The organism is Tamlana sp. 2_MG-2023 (assembly GCF_030548465.1).
In the GTDB taxonomy this organism is placed as follows: domain Bacteria; phylum Bacteroidota; class Bacteroidia; order Flavobacteriales; family Flavobacteriaceae; genus Pseudotamlana.
Genome location: NZ_JAUOSF010000003.1, coordinates 376223 through 394932 on the forward strand (window position 1 = coordinate 376223; position 18710 = coordinate 394932).

General features: G+C 34.7%; 15 protein-coding genes. 5 read left to right on the forward strand and 10 right to left on the reverse strand.

Annotated features, from left to right (window positions below; all coding sequences use genetic code 11):
• Positions 1 to 13: 13 nt before the first annotated feature.
• The 3 genes from Q4566_RS07015 (at position 14) to Q4566_RS07025 (ending at position 5140) form a co-directional block, all read left to right on the forward strand.
• The gene (locus Q4566_RS07015; protein WP_303419927.1) at positions 14 to 3151 is read left to right on the forward strand and encodes an efflux RND transporter permease subunit; all 3138 of its coding nucleotides are present in this window, start codon (positions 14 to 16) and stop codon (positions 3149 to 3151) included.
• 4 nt (positions 3152 to 3155) lie between these two features.
• Positions 3156 to 4574, forward strand: a complete 1419-nt coding sequence (locus Q4566_RS07020) for an efflux transporter outer membrane subunit (protein ID WP_303419928.1) — start codon at positions 3156 to 3158, stop codon at positions 4572 to 4574.
• A 170-nt stretch (positions 4575 to 4744) separates the two neighbouring features.
• The gene (locus Q4566_RS07025) at positions 4745 to 5140 is read left to right on the forward strand and encodes a hypothetical protein (protein WP_303419929.1); all 396 of its coding nucleotides are present in this window, start codon (positions 4745 to 4747) and stop codon (positions 5138 to 5140) included.
• Between the two features lie 280 nt (positions 5141 to 5420).
• On the opposite strand, the gene Q4566_RS07030 is transcribed toward Q4566_RS07025, so the two are convergent.
• Positions 5421 to 6422, reverse strand: a complete 1002-nt coding sequence (locus Q4566_RS07030) for an NAD(P)H-dependent glycerol-3-phosphate dehydrogenase (RefSeq protein WP_303419930.1) — start codon at positions 6420 to 6422, stop codon at positions 5421 to 5423.
• 131 nt (positions 6423 to 6553) lie between these two features.
• Here Q4566_RS07030 and Q4566_RS07035 point away from each other — a divergent pair, with 131 nt between their 5' ends.
• Positions 6554 to 7483 carry a nicotinic acid mononucleotide adenyltransferase gene (locus Q4566_RS07035; RefSeq protein ID WP_303419931.1) on the forward strand — a complete coding sequence of 310 codons (930 nt, stop codon included), beginning with the start codon at positions 6554 to 6556 and terminating at the stop codon, positions 7481 to 7483.
• A 205-nt stretch (positions 7484 to 7688) separates the two neighbouring features.
• Here Q4566_RS07035 and Q4566_RS07040 read toward each other — a convergent pair whose 3' ends face one another.
• The 9 genes from Q4566_RS07040 to serS form a co-directional block, all read right to left on the reverse strand.
• Positions 7689 to 8087: a hypothetical protein gene (locus Q4566_RS07040; protein ID WP_303419932.1), complete on the reverse strand. Its 399-nt coding sequence runs from the start codon at positions 8085 to 8087 to the stop codon at positions 7689 to 7691.
• 193 nt (positions 8088 to 8280) lie between these two features.
• Positions 8281 to 8859, reverse strand: coding sequence for a nicotinate (nicotinamide) nucleotide adenylyltransferase (gene nadD, locus Q4566_RS07045; protein WP_303419933.1), 579 nt, complete (start codon positions 8857 to 8859; stop codon positions 8281 to 8283).
• A 10-nt stretch (positions 8860 to 8869) separates the two neighbouring features.
• On the reverse strand, positions 8870 to 9460 hold the full coding sequence (gene gmk, locus Q4566_RS07050) for a guanylate kinase (RefSeq protein WP_303419934.1): 591 nt from the start codon (positions 9458 to 9460) through the stop codon (positions 8870 to 8872).
• A 36-nt stretch (positions 9461 to 9496) separates the two neighbouring features.
• Complete coding sequence (locus tag Q4566_RS07055; protein ID WP_303419935.1) at positions 9497 to 10354, reverse strand: YicC/YloC family endoribonuclease; 858 nt, start codon at positions 10352 to 10354, stop codon at positions 9497 to 9499.
• Positions 10355 to 10509: 155 nt separating this feature from the next.
• Positions 10510 to 11883: a magnesium transporter gene (gene mgtE / locus Q4566_RS07060; RefSeq protein WP_303419936.1), complete on the reverse strand. Its 1374-nt coding sequence runs from the start codon at positions 11881 to 11883 to the stop codon at positions 10510 to 10512.
• Between the two features lie 21 nt (positions 11884 to 11904).
• Positions 11905 to 12699 carry a 16S rRNA (adenine(1518)-N(6)/adenine(1519)-N(6))-dimethyltransferase RsmA gene (gene rsmA / locus Q4566_RS07065; protein WP_303419937.1) on the reverse strand — a complete coding sequence of 265 codons (795 nt, stop codon included), beginning with the start codon at positions 12697 to 12699 and terminating at the stop codon, positions 11905 to 11907.
• Between the two features lie 53 nt (positions 12700 to 12752).
• Positions 12753 to 13076: a DUF4286 family protein gene (locus tag Q4566_RS07070; protein WP_303419938.1), complete on the reverse strand. Its 324-nt coding sequence runs from the start codon at positions 13074 to 13076 to the stop codon at positions 12753 to 12755.
• A gap of 44 nt (positions 13077 to 13120) precedes the next feature.
• Complete coding sequence (locus Q4566_RS07075; RefSeq protein ID WP_303419939.1) at positions 13121 to 14896, reverse strand: tetratricopeptide repeat protein; 1776 nt, start codon at positions 14894 to 14896, stop codon at positions 13121 to 13123.
• An 875-nt stretch (positions 14897 to 15771) separates the two neighbouring features.
• Entirely contained in the window at positions 15772 to 17043 is a 1272-nt protein-coding gene (gene serS / locus Q4566_RS07080) for a serine--tRNA ligase (protein WP_303419940.1), read from the reverse strand.
• A 374-nt stretch (positions 17044 to 17417) separates the two neighbouring features.
• Between serS and Q4566_RS07085 the strand changes: the two genes are divergently transcribed.
• Positions 17418 to 18494: an AraC family transcriptional regulator gene (locus Q4566_RS07085; RefSeq protein WP_303419941.1), complete on the forward strand. Its 1077-nt coding sequence runs from the start codon at positions 17418 to 17420 to the stop codon at positions 18492 to 18494.
• Positions 18495 to 18710 lie beyond the last annotated feature (216 nt).

The window sequence follows — 18710 nt, forward strand, 5'->3', positions numbered from 1 at the left end:
AAACACTATAACTATGTTAAAAACATTTATTGAAAGACCAGTACTTTCAACAGTGATCTCTGTAATTATAGTGATGCTTGGTGTCATTAGTATTACAAGTTTACCTATTGAAGAGTACCCAGATATTGCACCACCAACCATTAAAGTATCGGCTTCTTATCCTGGAGCTAATGCCGAAACGGTTTTGGAGAGTGTTATCATTCCTATTGAAGAACAAATTAATGGGGCAGAAGGCATGACCTATATAACGTCTACCGCTTCTAATAATGGTACCGCTGAAATAACAGTATATTTTAATCAAGAAATGGATGCCGATATTGCCGCAGTTAACGTGCAAAACCGTGTGGCTAGAGCGAATCCATTATTACCACAAGAGGTACTTCAAACAGGAGTCACGACTCAAAAGCAAGAAACGAGTGCCTTAATGTTTGCTGCCATGTATTCTGAAAGCGAAGATTACGATGCGACCTATATTCAGAATTATTTAAAAATTAACGTCATCCCAGCCATGAAACGTATTAATGGTGTAGGTGATGTGAGTGTATTTTCGCAGCAAGATTATGCCATGCGTATTTGGTTAAAACCAGAAAAATTAGCAGCATATAATTTAATACCATCTGATATTTCAGCGGTTTTAAAAGAGCAAAACTTAGAAGCTGCCGCAGGTGCATTAGGTGAAAATAATGGCGAAGCATTCTCGTATGTTTTAACCTATAGCGGTCGTTTTAAAGAGGCTGGTCAATACGGTGATATTATTATCAAAGCCTTAGGGAATGGTGCCTTTTTACGATTAAATGATGTGGCAACTATTGAATTAGATGCGCAGTCTTATGCGTCTAACGCGATGAGTTTAGGAAATCCTGCTGTGTTTATGGGGATTTTTCAAACCAAAGGTTCCAATGCTCAGGAGATTATTGAAAACATAAAAACCACTTTTGATGCCGTTGAAAAGGACTTACCTAAAGGTTTAAAGATTTTTGTGCCTTATGATACGAGTTTATTCCTAAACGCATCCATTCAAAAAGTAGTAACTACTCTGTTAGAAGCCTTTTTATTGGTGTTTTTGGTGGTGTTTATCTTTTTACAGGATTTCCGTTCCACATTAATTCCAGCTATTGCGGTACCGGTATCGATTATAGGAACCTTTTTCTTTTTAAACTTATTTGGGTATTCCATTAACTTGTTAACCTTATTTGCCTTGGTGCTCGCCATCGGTATTGTGGTTGATGATGCTATTGTAGTAGTTGAAGCGGTACACGCCAAGATAGATGAAGGTGAGAAAAATGCAAAATCGGCCACGTTAAAAGCCATGAATGAAATTTCGGGAGCCATCATTTCAATAACCTTAGTTATGGCGGCGGTATTTATTCCGGTAACGTTCATTACTGGCCCAACAGGGGTGTTTTACGAACAGTTTGGTGTGACTTTAATTATTGCTATTCTTATTTCCGCGGTGAATGCCTTAACTTTAAGTCCGGCGCTATGTGCTTTATTATTAAAAGGGCATAAGGATGACGAAGAACTGAAATCAAAGAACGCTCTACAACGTTTTTACACACTGTTTAATCGCGGTTTTAACGCGACGATCGAACGTTATGGCAAGTCACTTGAGTTTTTATATAGAAGAAAATGGGTGTCGGCAGTATTGCTATTAATTGCTGGAGTTGGTATATTTTGGGCATCAAAAACAACACCTACTGGGTTTGTACCAAATGAAGATAGAGGTATTATTTTCGCAAACATAGAATTACCAGCAGGGGCTTCATTAGATAGAACCGATGCCGTGGCCAAAGAGTTGTATGGGAAAATTCACAAACTAGAAGGTTTAGAAGGTGTTAACTTTATTAAAGGACGAAGTTTAATTAGTGGAGCCGGAAGCAACTATGGTTTCGGAATTATAAAACTTAAGGATTGGGGTGAACGTGAGGATGCGTCGCTTTCAGCGCAAGCTATTACGGGGAAATTATTTGGTATAGCCGCTTCTATTCCAGAAGCTAAAATTATTTTCTTCTCACCACCAAGTATTAGAGGTTTTGGTAATTCAGCAGGATTTGAAGTTAACTTGTTAGATAAATTTGGTGGCGAGTTTTCCGAATTGGATAAAGTCAATCAAGAATTTGCTGCTGCCATCATGAGTCATCCAGAGGTACAATATGCGCAATCAGCCTTCAATACGAAGTATCCGCAGTATGAAATGGAAATCAACGTGCCCTTAGCTAAAGAAAAAGGCGTGCCTATAAACAGTATTTTCTCAACGCTTCAAGGGTATATAGGTGGTATTTATGCTTCAGATTTCTCACGTTTTGGGAAACAATACCGTGTTTACATTCAGGCGTTACCTGAGGATAGAGCAAATGAAGATGCTTTAAATAGTATGTACGTGCGAACAGATAGCGGAGAGATGGCGCCGATTACACAGTTTGTGCAACTCAAACGTGTTTATGGTCCACAAGCCGTAACGCGATTTAATTTATTCAATTCAACAAACATTACGGGAGCAACCAATGCTGGTTTTAGTACGGGAGACGCCATTAGAGTTATTGAAGAAGAAGCTGCAAAATTACCCAGTAATTATACGGTGGCTTATTCTGGTTTAACGCGAGAAGAAGTTAATGCAGGAAACCAAACGACCTTCATTTTTATATTAAGTATTTTATTTGTGTATTTCCTATTAAGTGCGCAGTATGAAAGCTACTTATTGCCTTTTGCGGTGGTTTTATCATTACCCTTTGGTGTGTTTGGAGCTTACATTAGTACGAAGTTCTTCGGATTAGAAAATAACATTTATTTCCAAATTGCTTTAATCATGCTGGTAGGGCTATTAGCAAAAAATGCCATTTTAATTGTTGAGTTTGCGCTGCAAAGAAGACGTTCTGGCGAATCCATTGTCGATGCCGCCATCCACGGAGCGAAGTCACGTTTACGCCCTATTTTAATGACTTCTTTTGCCTTTATTTTAGGTTTAATGCCGTTGGTATTGGCCAAAGGTGTTGGTGCAGAAGGAAACAATTCTATTGGAACAGGAGCCGCAGGTGGGATGCTTATAGGAACTATTTTAGGCGTTTTTGTAATTCCGATTCTGTTTATGTTATTCCAATGGTTACAAGAAAAAGTATCGAGTAAACCAGTTACCCAAACAATTGAAGAATAAGACTATGAAATCTATAATCAAACATAATTATTTTAGGAAAGGGGTATTTCTAGTTGTCTTAATGCTAACCATGCAAAGTTGTTTGGTAGCGAAAGATTACGAACGCCCAGATGTAGACCTAGAAACTGAAAATTTATACCGAACAGATAATTTGCCAAGCGATAGTTTATCAATGGCTGATTTGTCTTGGAAGGAAATTTTCACCGATCCATATTTAGCACAATACATTGAAGAAGGGCTTGAGAATAACATCGATATTCGTATTGCGATTCAACAAATTATTGCAGGCGAATCTTATATGAAGCAAGGGAATGCGGGCTATTTGCCAACTTTAAGCGCAGGAACTACCGCGACTCATCAAGAATTATCTGAAAACAGCCAGTTTGGTAGCTTTTTTAGTGGTGGTATAGAGCAGTATGAAGCTGTGGTAAACCTGTCTTGGGAAGCTGATATTTGGGGTAAGATACGTAGTAACAAGCGCGCCTTTCATGCAGGGTATCTCAAAAGTGTAGCCGCACATCAAGCTGTAAAAACGAGATTAATTGAAAGTATAGCCACGACCTATTATACACTTGTGGCTCTAGATGCTCAATTAGAGGTTACCAAAGAAGCCGTGGCTTCGCGGGAAAAAAGTGTAGAGACGATTAAAGCACTTAAAGAATCTGGGGAAGTCACTCAAGTGGCAGTCGATCAAGATATCGCACAATATAATAACGCAAAAGCTATTAAAGTTGATTTGGAGAAAGCCATTTTTAGGACTGAAAACACCTTGAGTATTTTGTTAGCCAAACAACCTCAACATTTTGATAGAAGTACTCTAGATGTGCAAGATATTAGTACCGATATTAAGCTTGGTGTGCCGTATTTATTATTGCGTAATCGACCAGATGTTATTGCGGCCGAAAGTGATTTTAGACAATCGTTTGAACTTACCAATGTGGCTTTAGCTAGTTTTTATCCGTCTTTAACTTTAAGCGCTTCTGGTGGTTTTCAAAGTTTAGAGCTTCAAAATTGGTTTGATTATAATTCTTTGTTTGCAAATGTGGTTGGCGGTATAGCACAGCCTATATTTAATCAACGGAAATTAAGAACACAGCATGAGGTGGCTAAAGCACAACAGGAGCAGGCTTTATTGAATTTCAAACAGACGCTCTTGGTTGCTGGAAACGAGGTTTCTGAAGCCTTATATACCTTCAATGCAGAAACTGAAAAACAAGAATATTTAGAAAATCAGGTGGAAGCGCTGCGTCGTGCAGAAACAAATTCTCAAGAATTATTGAATAGTGGTTATGCTACTTATTTAGATTTATTAGTAGCGAGACAAGCCGTTTTAACTACAGAATTAACAAGTATTGATAATAAATTGGATCGATTAATAGCAGTTGTTAATCTCTATAAAGCCCTTGGTGGTGGATGGAAATAACAAATCTTTGATTTAATAGTGCCATCTCTCTTTTAAAGAGAGATGGTGTAAGTGTTGCACTAAAAGTTTTTGTGTGATTATTGGTTGTTAAGGCAGGCTGTTCTTTTTTTTGAATAGCTTGCTTTAATTTTTTAAGGCTAAGCTTTAATGGAATTTGTTATTTTTGCAGCATGAAAGAAGATATCATCATACCTAAAGTTGAAGGCGTTTATATCGCGATTGTAAACGAGTATAACAGCATTTATAAGAGTCAGGATTGGAATGCTTATATCATTAATGATAAAGACGTTGATTTAGAAATGGTTCTTATTGTGACTGGTGGCTATTCTGAAGATAAAATGACTTCTATTTTTAGAAAGAAAATTGATGTGCTTCCTAAGAAAAGCTATGCGAAAATCGAGCTGATGCAAGAGCCGCTTTTTGAAATCAACAATACCTTTAAAGTGACCTTTTTTGAAGGCAACCAGATGTTTGAAAAAACCTATTTGTTCAGAAAAAACACGGTTAATTTAAAAGCCTTACAACCATTACCATTGATGTCTGAAAAAGGGGTGTTGGTGAAGTAGTTTTAATGTTGAAAACGGATTTTGACGGATGACAGAAGACAGATGACGGCAGCCTATGAGTTGATTATTGATTATTTTTTATTGACTATTAGGGTGGCTTTGGTAATTTTTCACTTTTCATTAACTACTTTTGTACTTCAGAAGGAGGCACGACTGAAGAATCTTTTTTTGTGTACTAATGTCGCGTTAGGGATTGTAGCGGCATCCTTTTTTGAGGTACGAAAAAAAGATATAGCGAAAAGCCCGACCTTTAGGGAACGCCCAAGAATTTAATTAAGTATTAATCTAACTTATCCGTAAGTTTTGTAAAGACCTTTTTAGGATCTTTGTTTTCGTACAATACCTCGTAAACGGCGTTTATAATAGGCATTTGTGTTTTTTTTGCGTTTTTAAGGTTTAATTCGTGCGCACTTTTTGTCGCGTAATACCCTTCGGCAACCATGTTCATTTCCATTTGAGCCGATTTAACGGTGTAGCCCTTGCCAATCATGTTTCCGAACATGCGGTTACGAGAAAAAACAGAATATCCTGTTACCAATAAATCGCCCAAATAAGCCGAATTATTAATGTTACGTTTCATTTTATGTACTTTCTTAATGAAGCGCTTCATTTCGCGAATCGCATTACTCATTAATACACTTTGGAAGTTATCGCCATATCCCAAACCATGGGCTATACCAGCGGCGATGGCATAAATGTTTTTAAGCATCACGGCGTATTCTATACCAATAACATCATCGCTTATTGTCGTTTTAATGTAATCGCTACTTAAGCTATTTGCAATGGCTGTTGCTTTGTTTTGATCTGTACAAGAAATCGTTAGATAAGATAGACGCTCTAAAGCAACTTCTTCGGCATGGCAAGGTCCTGCAATGACCGCAATATTGTCGTACGGTACTTTATAAATATCATGAAAATGCTCACCAACCAATAATTCTGTTTCAGGCATTATGCCTTTTACGGCAGAAACAATGGTTTTGTTTGAAATGTCTATATTGAGTTTTTCTAATTCGCCATGTATAAAAGCAGAAGGGATTACGAATATAAGCACATCGGCATATTCTGCAATTTCATTAATGTCGTTGCTTAGTTTGAGTTGCTCTAAGTGAAACTCAACAGAACTTAAATAATTAGGGTTGTGTTGCTCGCGCTGTAAGTGTTCTTTCGTATAAACACTACGCATATACCAACCAATTTCATCTAAATTTTCAGAAAGCATTTTTACAATGGCAGTTGCCCAACTTCCTGCTCCAAAAACGGCGTATTTTAATGGTTTATCCATGAAAACTAAATCAATTTCTAGATCAAAAATACATAAAAATTTAATGAATATTGGGGGTTTGATCGTTAAGCCTATGTTTTTTGGCACGTGTTTTGAAATTATGCTTTTAGAAATCATTAACTTCTAGATATATGAAAGCAATAAAATTACTTTTGGTGGTGGTGTTTAGTGCCACTTTTTTCACCTCTTGTGAGGAGGTTTATATAGAAGAGCCAAGTATTTCTCTAAACCAAGTATTAGGTTCTTATGAGTTATGGTACGTAGATATTAATGCGACTATGGGTTATGGAGAAACGCCATGGTTACAAAAAGCCTTTACAATATCGTTTAGAAACGGGGTGCTTTATGCTAACAATAATATTGCTGGTATTGGTGAAACAGGTAATGGTTTTGGTATCGATGTTGGCGTATATGATGCTTATGAGATGATTTTAGATGTAGATCATGATGTTGACGGGTTTTCTACCTACGATGTATATCAAATTACAAGCAACAGAATAGAACTTTACAACCCAAGAAATGACACCTCTTATTTTTTAGACGGGTATCAACGTTCAAATTTCGATTACGATATGGTGTTTTATGATAATATTCATTATTTCTTACAAGATTATACGGCTTGGGAGAAAATTTATACAAGTGCTACTGGACAAGTAAATCCGTTTGATGATGAAAATTATTTACAGTTTATAGCCGGTGGAAACGATAAAACCTTTAGGAGTTCACAAGATCACGTTGGTTTAAATCCGAATTACATTACTTGGGATTATGTGGGTGATTATGGTGTTGGAGACGTTTCTAGTAATTTTTACTTAAAAACTTTAACATTAGATTATGATTCGTATGGCAATGAGTTTTTTGAATTGAGCGTTATAGATGATGAAACCATAGCGTTGTTTCAACCATCGTCTGGTACAACGTATGAATTTGCAGGCCGCGGCTATATTCAATATGTCAAGGCTGCTAATGGTAAAGACGATACAAAGGAATTAATAGAGAAAAAACGTAAGTTTAAAAAAGAAAGAAAAGAAAATCCGCGACAGAGTTCACGGCTTATATAAGAGTTTTTTGGTTGGTTATTTAGTTAGAAACCGTTTGAAGTCCATAGCTTCAGGCGGTTTTTTTTTGTAATCAGTTCATTGTGGCCTGTTTCAATGAAATTTACTAAATGAGGATTTATAAAAAAACCCTTCAGGTTTTTAAAACCTGAAGGGTTTGAATATATAGGATTAATTAATGTTATTTAATTTTATAATCGAACAGTTTTTAAGACTCAATAGAGTACACAGCACGCTGCCCCCAATTGGTAAGGATGTATCTTAATTTTTCATACTTTGAAATATGCTTAATTGACCAATAGATGGTCCAAACGCCTAAGGTTATGAACAAGCCAATGCCAAATTTTAAATCGAACAGCGCAATGACTGAACTTAATAATATATTACAGAAAACATTAAGCAGGATGGCTTTTTTAATACTCATTTTTAACATACCTGTAATAAAATTACCTGTAACCAGTTGGTCTGAAATGACAATTTTATCAGGGTTTTTAAAGTCAATAAAAACTTGATGACGATAGTCCATGATGACAGTAATTGTCTGGTTCTTTCTTTCAAATTTATAATCAAACTTATTTAAAAAGTCTTCGGTGTTTTCAATATTCATTAAGCGCTTTTTTAAAAAGCTCAGTTTGAATTGTCATTCAGCCTGAAACTTTAGAAAGATAAAGGTATGTGCTTATATTGATCCGAAAGTTACGCTTATGTTAAATCGATATAACAGTATCTTATTTTGTCAATTTTATTTTTAAAAACAGCCAATTTTTAGAGTTTTACATTTTTATAATGTTAAAATCATGTTATCGATAAAAATTCATGTCATCCATGTATTTCCAAACATGTTCTGGAATCATGGGTTGAATGTTTTTATTGGCGGCAATAGATTTTCTTATGAATGAAGAAGAAAGTTGCATGATAGGTGCATCGATATGGATGATCTTTTTATGACCATCAAATCGTGTTTCTATTTTGTTTTCCGAAATTCTAGGGTAGACATACACAAAGTGATTTTCTAGTATGACATCGTAATTTTTCCATTTATGAAAACTCTTTAAGTTGTCTTCACCCATGATTAATGAAAATTCTTTGTTCGGATATTTTTCTTGTAAATACACTAAGGTATCTACGGTGTAATTGGGTTGAGGTAAATTGAATTCTATATTACAAGGCTGTAATTTTTGATAATCTTTGGTAGCAAGGTATACCATTTCTAAACGGTGATGATTATCTAAAAGGGTTTTCTTCTCTTTAAACGGGTTGTGAGGCGTAACCACAAACCAAACTTCATCTAAATTGCTGTGTTCAGCGATATGATTTGCAATAACCATATGCCCAATATGAATGGGATTAAAGGAACCAAAATACAAGCCTATTTTCATTAAAAGACGACTATGAGTTTATAAAATCACTAATTTTTTGATGGGCTTCTTCTAAAGCGTGTTCCAAAGTATCATTGATTACGATGGTGTCAAATAAAGGCGCCGTAGCTAGTTCTGCAGAAGCTTTTGCGACACGCATGTTTATTTTGTCTTCAGTTTCAGTTTTACGCTTTTTTAAACGGATTTTTAACTCATCAACGCTTGGTGGTTTTACAAAAATAGCTAAAGTTTCTTTAGGGAATTTACGCTTAATTCTTAATCCGCCAGAAACATCAATATCAAAAATAACGTTTTTGCCTTTCGCCCAAATACGTTCCACTTCAGATTTTAAAGTGCCGTAAAAATTATCACGATACACTTCTTCCCATTCTAGGAAATCATCGTTTTTAATGTGGTTTTTAAAATCGTCGGCCGATAAAAAATAATAATCTTTACCATCAACTTCAGTACCACGACTTTCTCTTGATGTTGCTGAAATGGAAAACTCTAAATTTAAGTCTTCTTGCCCAAGTAAGTGTCTTACTATAGTCGTTTTTCCAGATCCTGAAGGTGCTGAAAACACGATAAGTTTACCTTTTGTAGCTTGTTTTTGTTCTGCCAAATCTTAATGTTTTAAATCGCTTTATTGTGCGTCTTTTTATAAGACGTTTAATAATTGTTCTTTAATTTTTTCTAATTCGTCTTTCATTTGAACGACTAATTGTTGCATTGGTGCATAATTACTTTTAGAACCAATGGTGTTTATCTCTCTACCCATTTCTTGACTGATAAAACCTAGTTTTTTTCCGTTAGAATCTTCAGAGTTTATCGTTTCAGTAAAATAGTTTAAGTGGTTTTTTAAACGTACTTTTTCTTCAGTAATGTCGAATTTTTCTATGTAATACACCAATTCTTGTTCGAAACGGTTTTCATCATATTTTTCTCTTAACTCTTCAACACCCTTTAATAGGCGTTCACGAACACCTTCAACGCGTTCAGGATCCATAGCAATTACTTGTTCCAGAATGGTTTCTATACTTTTAATACGGGCGTTAAAGTCTTTTTCTAAAACTTCACCTTCGTTTAAGCGGTAGTTATTTAAATCGCTTACGGCTGCGTGAATACCTTCTTCTATGTTTTGCCATTCATCATTGTCAATTTCTTCTCTAACCGTGTTTAAAGCGTCTGGAAAGCGCACGGCCATTTTTAGTAATTCAACATCATCTCCATCTACAACATTTCTTAGTTGCTCGATATATTGCTTAACCACTGGTGTGTTAATTTGAGTGGATGTATCTTCAGCAGTAGCTTCAACGTAAATGGAAAAATCTACTTTTCCGCGTGTTAATTTATCAGCTAGGACTTTTCTAATCGTCAGTTCTTTTTCACGGTAAATAGAGGGCATTCTTGCATTTAAATCTAAATTTTTACTGTTTAAAGATTTAAGTTCGATGGTTACTTTTTTTGTAGGCAATTGCAATACAGATTTTCCGTAACCTGTCATAGAATATATCATATGCTGAAGTATTAAGTTACGCAAAGGTAACTAAAAGCTGAGGTTTAGGAAACAGTTAATTGAGACTAAAGCGAATACTTTTAGAAGCTATTTAATATTTATAAAATAAATAGCCATGGATACGCTAGTTTTATTGAAAAGTGGGGCTATAAAAGTTAAAACCCTAAAATCATCTTCGCAATTAAAAAGTAGATAAAAATACCAAAAATATCATTACTTGTGGTAATAAACGGCCCTGTGGCCACCGCGGCATCGATACCTCGTTTATCTAAGAAAATTGGAATGAATGTTCCTATTAAAGCGGCCATAATAATTACTGTAATTAAGGCTACACAAATGGTTAAAGATTCTAAATAGGTGGTGTGAAAAATGAAATGACTAATAAGTAACACAATGGCAGCAATGGCCAATCCATTAACTAAACCTAAGGCAAACTCTTTAAGCAGTCGGCTAAAAATTTTACCATCAATACTGTTGTTTGCGAGTCCTTGAACGACGATTGCAGACGATTGTACACCTACATTTCCTGCTGTGGCTTGTATTAATGGAATAAACAAAGCTAGTACCGGGAATTTGAGCATGGCATCACTAAAACCACTTATAATACTTGCAGCACCAATACCACCAAACATACCAATTAAAAGCCAGGGTAAACGGGCTTTGGTAAGCTCCCAGATGCTATCATCATGTTCCACATCACTTGTAATACCAGCAGCTAAAAGATAATCTTCTTCGGCCTCTTCTTTCATGACGTCTACAATGTCATCAATAGTAATACGCCCAAGTAAAGTGAAATTATCATCAACTACAGGAATAGCTTCCAAATCATATTTTTGCATGATTTTTACAACATCTTCAGCGTCTTCATGTACGTTTACAAAATCGACACTAGAAATATAAATGTCTGCAATTTTCTGGTCATTTTTAGCAACAATCAGATCTTTTAGTGATAATCTACCTACTAATTTATCTTGTTTGTCAACTACATAAACCGAATGTACTCGGGTAACTTCTTCGGCTTGACCGCGAATACGTCGTAAACATCCAGCAACCGTCCAGGTATCATAAACTTTAACGAGTTCTTTCGCCATTAAACCACCAGCGGTATCTTCATCGTATGCTAAAAGTTCGCGGATTTCGGCTTGATGTTCAATATCTTCAATATTGGAAATAACCTCTTGCTGACGATCTAAAGGTAGTTCTGCAATGATATCGGCAGCATCATCGGTATCTAGTTCTTCAACTTCTTCGGCAATTTCTTTAGCTGAAAGATTTTTTAAAACCTTCTCACGATTGGTTTCATCCAACTCCATTAGGATATCCGATGTCGTCTCAGAATCCAGAAGTTTAATCACATACATGGCGTCTTCTAGATTTAATTCATCTAGAATTTCGGCAATATCAGCATAGTGAAACTCATTTAAAACGGTTTGTAACTCTTTGTTGTTCTGTTGTTCAACAAGAGTTTCTACCTGTTCAATAAGTTCGTCGGTTAGCTGAAATTGTATGTTTTCTTTTTCTTCTGCCAAAGGGAAAGATTTTTTAACGGTTTACACGTCCTGTTCAATAAGTTGCGTAAGCTCGATAAAAGCTTGAACATTTAATTGTTCTGGGCGTTTGCCAAATATAGGGTTTGCTTTTAAATTATCGGACAAATCGAATGTTTTTAAACTGTTACGAAGTGTTTTTCTGCGCTGCTGAAATGCGGTTTTTACGGTTCTAAAAAATAGTTTTTCATCACATGGTAAACTGTAGTCTTCCTTTCTTGTGAGTCTTAAAACTCCAGAATCCACTTTTGGAGGCGGATTAAATACATTTGGCGGTACTGTAAATAAATATTCGGCCTCGTAAAAAGCTTGTGTTAATACCGAAAGTATGCCGTAAACTTTGCTGCCTTCTTTAGAGCAAATACGTTGGGCTACTTCTTTTTGAAACATGCCCGAAAATTCAGGAATTTGATCACGCATTTCCAAGGTTTTAAAAACAATTTGCGTTGAAATATTATACGGAAAATTACCTATAATACCGAAAGATTCCCCTTTAAAGACTTCATTTAAATCATATTTTAAAAAGTCTTTTTCAATAATTCGAGGGGCCAAATTGAGGTAATTGGCTTGTAAATATTCAACCGATTCGGTGTCAATTTCAACCACATAGGTGGTCACGTCCTTTTTTAATAGATATTTAGTAAGAACGCCCATTCCTGGTCCTATCTCTAAAACATTTTTATAGTTTTTTAAAGCTAGGGTATCGGCAATTTTTTCGGCTACAGATTCGTCATTTAAGAAATGCTGACCTAAATGCTTTTTTGCCTTTACTTGATGATGGTTTTGATTATTTGCCACGAATTCGGGTTTATAATTAATAAAAAGCCTTTACGACTGATTGCAAAGCTACACTATTTAAAGTTCACCGTGAATTCATTTACAATTTGCAACTCTGTTTTAAAAGTTAGCATTTTATCTGCAAAATTTTTCAGGCCTTCAAGTTGAAGTTTCTCCGCATCTTCTTTGTAAAAAGCATCTAAAGCTTCTCGGGAATACGATCTGTATTGTACCGAATAGGTTTGTCCGCCCATTTCTTCTTCCACCATCACTTTTGTTAAGGTTGCTTTTTCAAATTTTCCGGTGCTTAAAACTTTTGGAATGTGTGCATGGATCCAGACAAGCCATTCGTCATGAACAGAATCATCGACATTCATCGTTTCGTTATATATATACATGTTTTGTTGTTGAATTATTACTGATTAAAGGGAAGTCTTAATGTTTAATTTATGGCATCGCCACGCAAGGCCCTAAAGTGCTTTCTAGATTCTACGAAGTAAATACTGTCGGCGTGATTAAAAATGATTTTCTCATATAAATCTTTCGCTTTTTTGGGGTCATTTAAGTGGTATTCGTAAATTTTTGCGAGGTTAAAATAGGCGTCGTCAATTAAAATTCCATCGCGATAATTGGCGATAATAGCTTCGTAATTATTTCTGGCTTTGTCAAATTGAGTTCCTATTTCATACAATTGAGCTTGCTTGTATAAGGTTTGAGCGATTATAGGTTCCGTTTTATGTTCCTCTAAAATTTTATCTAATAAAATAATCGCTTCATCATTTCTGTTTTGAAAGGCTAGCAAATCGGCTTTAGCATAAATTTTTAAAGCAGTTTGAAGCGAGTCTTCATATTTGTTATCGGTTATCAGTAATTTTAAATCTAAGGCGTCATTGGCAATCAATTGCGAGGTTGATGATTTTAAAATTTTAAGCTGTGATTCTGCCCATTTGAAATCCCCTTTATAATAGCTTGCTTTTGCAACTTTAAAACGTGCTTCTTGAGAAATAGTACTGTTTTTTAAGTTCCTTTGTATTTGGGTATAGTAAATTAAAGCTTTGTTGAATTTTTCCTGAATCACCAAAATATCACCCAGTTTAAGTTTAACCTGGGCCTGCTCAAGTTTGTTTAAAGGCGCCTCAAGGGTGTCTTCTAAGAAGCTGATGGCTTCATCTGTTTCATTTAAATAAAAGGCTAGAAAATTGGCATAAGCAATTTGTAAATCAAGCGATTTGTCTTTATTTGGGTATTCTGATATGAGCGTCTGGAATGATTCTTTTATACGAGGGTAATCATTTTTATTGCTTGTTTTAATGTCTATTTCAAGAATATTGAAATGTGCTTCAAGTTTGGTGTTATCACTTTTGGTTGTTTCAATAAGATAGTTATAAATATCTTTAGCTAGTGCGGTTTCGTTTTCGCTACCCGCGATTTCAGCCAATTCAAAAATAGGGTGTAAGGTTAGTTGTTGTCTGTTGTAAATGGCCTTTTCTTGAATAAATGCTTTTTTGTATTCTTTTTGTTGAATAAATAACCAACTTAAAAGTGAGTTCCAAAGTGATTTTGGATCTTGCTGCATTTTTTTAAGCAATATTTTTTTGAATAAAATATTGTTTTCATTCTCACTATCTTCACTTATAAAGTCGTTAATTGCACGTTTAACATCGCTTAAAACGGAAGGGTTAGATTCGGCATATTCAATATAGCTGGTAAACATTTTTTCAATCTGCCCTTGCTCTCCATAAATTTGAGCGAGTTGCACACTGAAATTGAAATTCGGATTAATAACCATGGCTTTTTCGTAAGCTGTCGCAGCTTCATTTAAAAGCGAGTGGTTTTGAAATCCTCGTGCGATTGCAAAGACATGAGTTGGGCGTTCATCTAGAGCATCAAGGGCTTTTTTATAATAGGCCTCTGCTGATTTTTGATCTTTGCTTAGTTGATAGTTATACCCCATTTCTACATAAAATGCAGGATATTGCACGCGTTTCATGATAGATTCTAGAAAGGCGTTGGCTTCTGTATATTGTTCCAGTTGCTGCTGTGAGCTAACAATTTGATTGATGTAATTGACGTTGGAAGGCGAGCTATCATAAAGCTTTTGGTAGGCAATTAAAGCTTTTTCGTAGTCTCCATTTTTATAGTATTCCTTGGCTAGAATGTCTTCTTGCGCCCATAAGGAGTGGCCTACTATTAAGAAAAGTATCAGGAAACGCTTCATGAGGGCAAAGATACTAAATGTAGTACTTGAATTTTATGGGCTTTGGTACTTTCTGAAGTTTTGCTTACACGGTTGTAAAAAAAAAGTGGTTTTAAAAGCGTTTAACTTTTAAAACCACTATGGTGTTAAAGCTATAATAAAACTTTATATTATAGCTGTGATAGATCGATTAATTTAACTATTGCATGACAACGATGTACATCATCATTAGGGTTCCTAAGGTAACCCCTGTAAAGAATACGTAGTTAAATTGTTTGTCTTTGTCTGCTAAAATTTCTTTTAGTTTGTTCATTGTTATTGGGTAATAGTGGTTGTGTGGGGCAAATATATGGAAATATCTAGATATTGAAAGCAGATTATTAAATCAAAATGATGTTTTAGCATTTTTACACCCTATAAATTCCCAATATATCAAAAAAATGCCCGAATAAAATTCGGGCATAGACCAATCAAAATAATTTGTATTGCTACTATTAAATTAAACACTCGATTGGGGACTATCGTTAGTTTCCTGTCTTTACAAGAAAATTTTTATTAATATATGATTTGTATTTTAAACGACTATCAATGATTTTTATTATTTATCTACAGATGTACTGATACTTGTACTGTTATCAGTTTCAAAAAATTCAAAATCTGGAGATAATACTTGACTAGCAAAAAAAATGAGAGCAATTAATAGCCCAAGACGTATTAGGTTTTTCATGGTAGATAGTTTTGGGGGATTATACTTGCTAACTTGAAGAATAAAATTGTAAAACACAAAAAAACCACATATTTATCGTTGAATGACGAGAAAAATATGTGGTTTGTCGATTTTATATTAAAACACTTAGTGTAAGTGTAGTTTTTTACCTGCTAATTATGTGGTTGCTTTAGTTGATAATTTTAAAACCAGTATAGGGTTGTAGGATTTCTGGAACAACAATACCTTCTGCTGTTTGATAATTTTCTAAAATTCCTGCAAGTACTCTTGGTAAAGCTAAAGAACTACCATTTAAAGTATGGGCCAATTCATTTTTACCATCGTTATTTTTAAAACGTAGTTTTAAACGGTTTGCTTGAAATGTTTCAAAGTTTGATACCGAAGAAATTTCCAACCAGCGATCTTGCGCTGTTGAAAACAACTCAAAATCGTAAGTTAATGCTGAAGTAAAGCCTAAATCACCACCACACAAACGTAAAATTCTATAAGGTAATTTAAGTTCTTCTAAAATGCCTTTAACATGACTCACCATACCATCTAAAGCTTCGTAAGATTTACTAGGGTGTTCTACTCTAATAATTTCAACTTTATCAAATTGGTGTAATCTATTTAATCCTCTAACGTGTGCGCCATAACTTCCTGCTTCACGACGGAAACATGGTGTGTAACCTGTTATCGTTACAGGTAGTTCACTTTCATTTAAAACCACATCTCTAAAAATGTTGGTTCCTGGAACTTCAGCTGTTGGAATTAAATATAAATTATCTTCAGTGATGTGGTACATTTGCCCTTCTTTATCTGGCAATTGTCCTGTTCCAAAACCTGAAGCTTCGTTAACCACATGTGGTAATTGATATTCTGTGTATCCAGCAGCCGTATTCTTGTCTAAAAAATATGCGATTAAGGCACGTTGTAATCGTGCGCCTTTTCCTTTGTAAACAGGGAAACCAGCACCAGCAATTTTGTTTCCTAGCTCAAAATCTATGATGTCGTATTTTTTTGCTAATTCCCAGTGAGGTAAGGCACCTTCGTGTAGCGTTGGAACCTCTCCTGCTTTAAAAATTTCTTCATTGTCGTCTTCAGAAACTCCGCTAGGTACAATTTCATTAGGTACGTTAGGGATTTTGTAAAGCAATTCATTTAAAGCTTCTGCTTTAGCGTTTAACAACTCAGAAAGATCTTTTGAAGTTTCTTTTAATAATGTCGTTTTCGCCTTTAATTCGTTCGCTTTTTCAACTTGTCCCGATTTAAATAAGTTACCTATTTCTTTAGAAAGGGTATTGGATTCGGCCAAAGTGTTATCTAATTCTGCTTGAAGACGCCTTCTGTCTTCATCAAAAGTAACTACATCTTCTACTAATTGAACAGCATTAAGGTTTCTTTTGGTTAAGCGTTCAACTACCAATTCTTTGTTCTCTCTAATAAATGCAACTTGTAACATGTCGTGATAAAATTTAAGGGCAAATTTAGTAAAATGAATTTTAGTACATGACAAAAATTAGTTTAAACCTTGTTAAGTTTATTTAACCTTTTGTCAATGTTTTTTATTGGATTAAACATTTATATTTGCTACATAACCTAAACAACAACGAACCAAAAAATATTCTATAGAGAAAAGTTTAAACCAAGACAAATCTCTAGATTTATTGAAGCACATTCTGTAATAATTTTGTTTAAAATTTTTCTTAAAAAGAGCTATTGCATTCGTGGTTTTTGTAAGAATTATGCCTTAGTGTTCTTTTTGTATTTCGTGATGAGCCATGAATAAACTGGTGTTTTTAGATTAAAAACAAAATAATACAATTTGTATAAAATATGAATTTATCAAAATGGTATCAATTTATTAAACCTAATTTTAGGTTCTATAAAGATGGTTTTTTTGAGTTTCCGTATTTAGCAAACACGCCCGAATTATTCATAGAATCTACCATAAAAAGTCCGGGGAGTAAGCATGTTCCTGAAGAACAGGTTGTGTACAGGAATAACCCATTTATAAATGGGGAAATGCATTACCGGAAAATTGATGAGGGGCTGTGGCTTAGTATCACTAATTTAAAGTTTAAGTACGATACCGTAATCAAATCTAGTTACGCTAAAGGAATACCTAGTGATCATTACTCTGTTACTTTTACAGTATTTGATAGCGAAGTGAAACTTCAAAACGTATTTATTGATAAAGTGCCTTTTCAAAGTAAATTTTGGAGCTTCAAAAAACCAGGTACCGATGTGGGTGCTTGTTTTTACAAAGAGTCGAAGTGCCAATTTTATATCTATTATATTAGCCCGAGTTGGATTGAAAAGCATGTGCCGCTAGACGAGTTAGATTCGAAAATTCCGTTTAAAAAGTTTTTAGATTCAAGCAAAGGGTTTATTTCCTATCAAGATATTGTACCCAATGCCGAAACATTGTCACATGAGATACTAGATACTTTCAAAACATTTAATAAAGATCCTTTTAGTGCAACTATATTAAAAGCGCAATCATTAAGCATACTCACTACATTTTTTAAAAATGTTTTTAACGATTCGAGAACTGATAATTATCAAGAGAAAAGCTCTGTAGATTATAATAAGATTGCAAAATGCGAACTTCTAATTTCTAAAAAGTTATCGAAACCTTTTATGGGTATTGATGCGCTTGCTAAAACATTAAATATATCGTCATCTAAACTAAAAACAGATTTTAAATCGGTTTACGGAACATCAATACTACAATACAACATTGATAAAAAAATGGAATTAGCCATGCATCTTACGCTTAATACCTCAATGCAAATCAAGCAAATTGCTAAGGAGGTTGGTTATGATAGTCCGAGTAAATTCACTGCGATTTTTAAGAAAAAACACGGAAAATTACCTTCTGAATTACGCTCAGATACTTTGGAGGATTAAGCGTGATTTATAGCTTAAACTATTCTTTTCATTAAAAAGTTAACTTCAGGAAGCTTCGCACCCCTATTATTTTTCAAAACTATTTGTACACAAAATGAAGAAACTTAGTAAGGTGTAAAGAAAAGCTGTCAACTCAACGAAATTGCATCAAATATGTCCGAATGGGCTATCGGTTTGTCTGAATGGACTATTCAAAAAATATCTCATGCAATAAAT

Bases quoted from the DNA above. Each gene is read 5' to 3' on its own strand.
- Q4566_RS07015 (WP_303419927.1), top strand. From the start codon at position 14: ATGTTAAAAACATTTATTGAAAGACCAGTACTTTCAACAGTGATCTCT.
- Q4566_RS07025 (WP_303419929.1), top strand. From the start codon at position 4,745: ATGAAAGAAGATATCATCATACCTAAAGTTGAAGGCGTTTATATCGCG.
- Q4566_RS07055 (WP_303419935.1), bottom strand. From the start codon at position 10,354: ATGATATATTCTATGACAGGTTACGGAAAATCTGTATTGCAATTGCCT.
- Q4566_RS07070 (WP_303419938.1), bottom strand. From the start codon at position 13,076: ATGTATATATATAACGAAACGATGAATGTCGATGATTCTGTTCATGAC.
- Q4566_RS07075 (WP_303419939.1), bottom strand. From the start codon at position 14,896: ATGAAGCGTTTCCTGATACTTTTCTTAATAGTAGGCCACTCCTTATGG.
- Q4566_RS07040 (WP_303419932.1), bottom strand. From the start codon at position 8,087: ATGAATATTGAAAACACCGAAGACTTTTTAAATAAGTTTGATTATAAA.
- Q4566_RS07020 (WP_303419928.1), top strand. From the start codon at position 3,156: ATGAAATCTATAATCAAACATAATTATTTTAGGAAAGGGGTATTTCTA.
- Q4566_RS07030 (WP_303419930.1), bottom strand. From the start codon at position 6,422: ATGGATAAACCATTAAAATACGCCGTTTTTGGAGCAGGAAGTTGGGCA.
- serS (WP_303419940.1), bottom strand. From the start codon at position 17,043: ATGTTACAAGTTGCATTTATTAGAGAGAACAAAGAATTGGTAGTTGAA.
- Q4566_RS07035 (WP_303419931.1), top strand. From the start codon at position 6,554: ATGAAAGCAATAAAATTACTTTTGGTGGTGGTGTTTAGTGCCACTTTT.
- Q4566_RS07085 (WP_303419941.1), top strand. From the start codon at position 17,418: ATGAATTTATCAAAATGGTATCAATTTATTAAACCTAATTTTAGGTTC.
- nadD (WP_303419933.1), bottom strand. From the start codon at position 8,859: ATGAAAATAGGCTTGTATTTTGGTTCCTTTAATCCCATTCATATTGGG.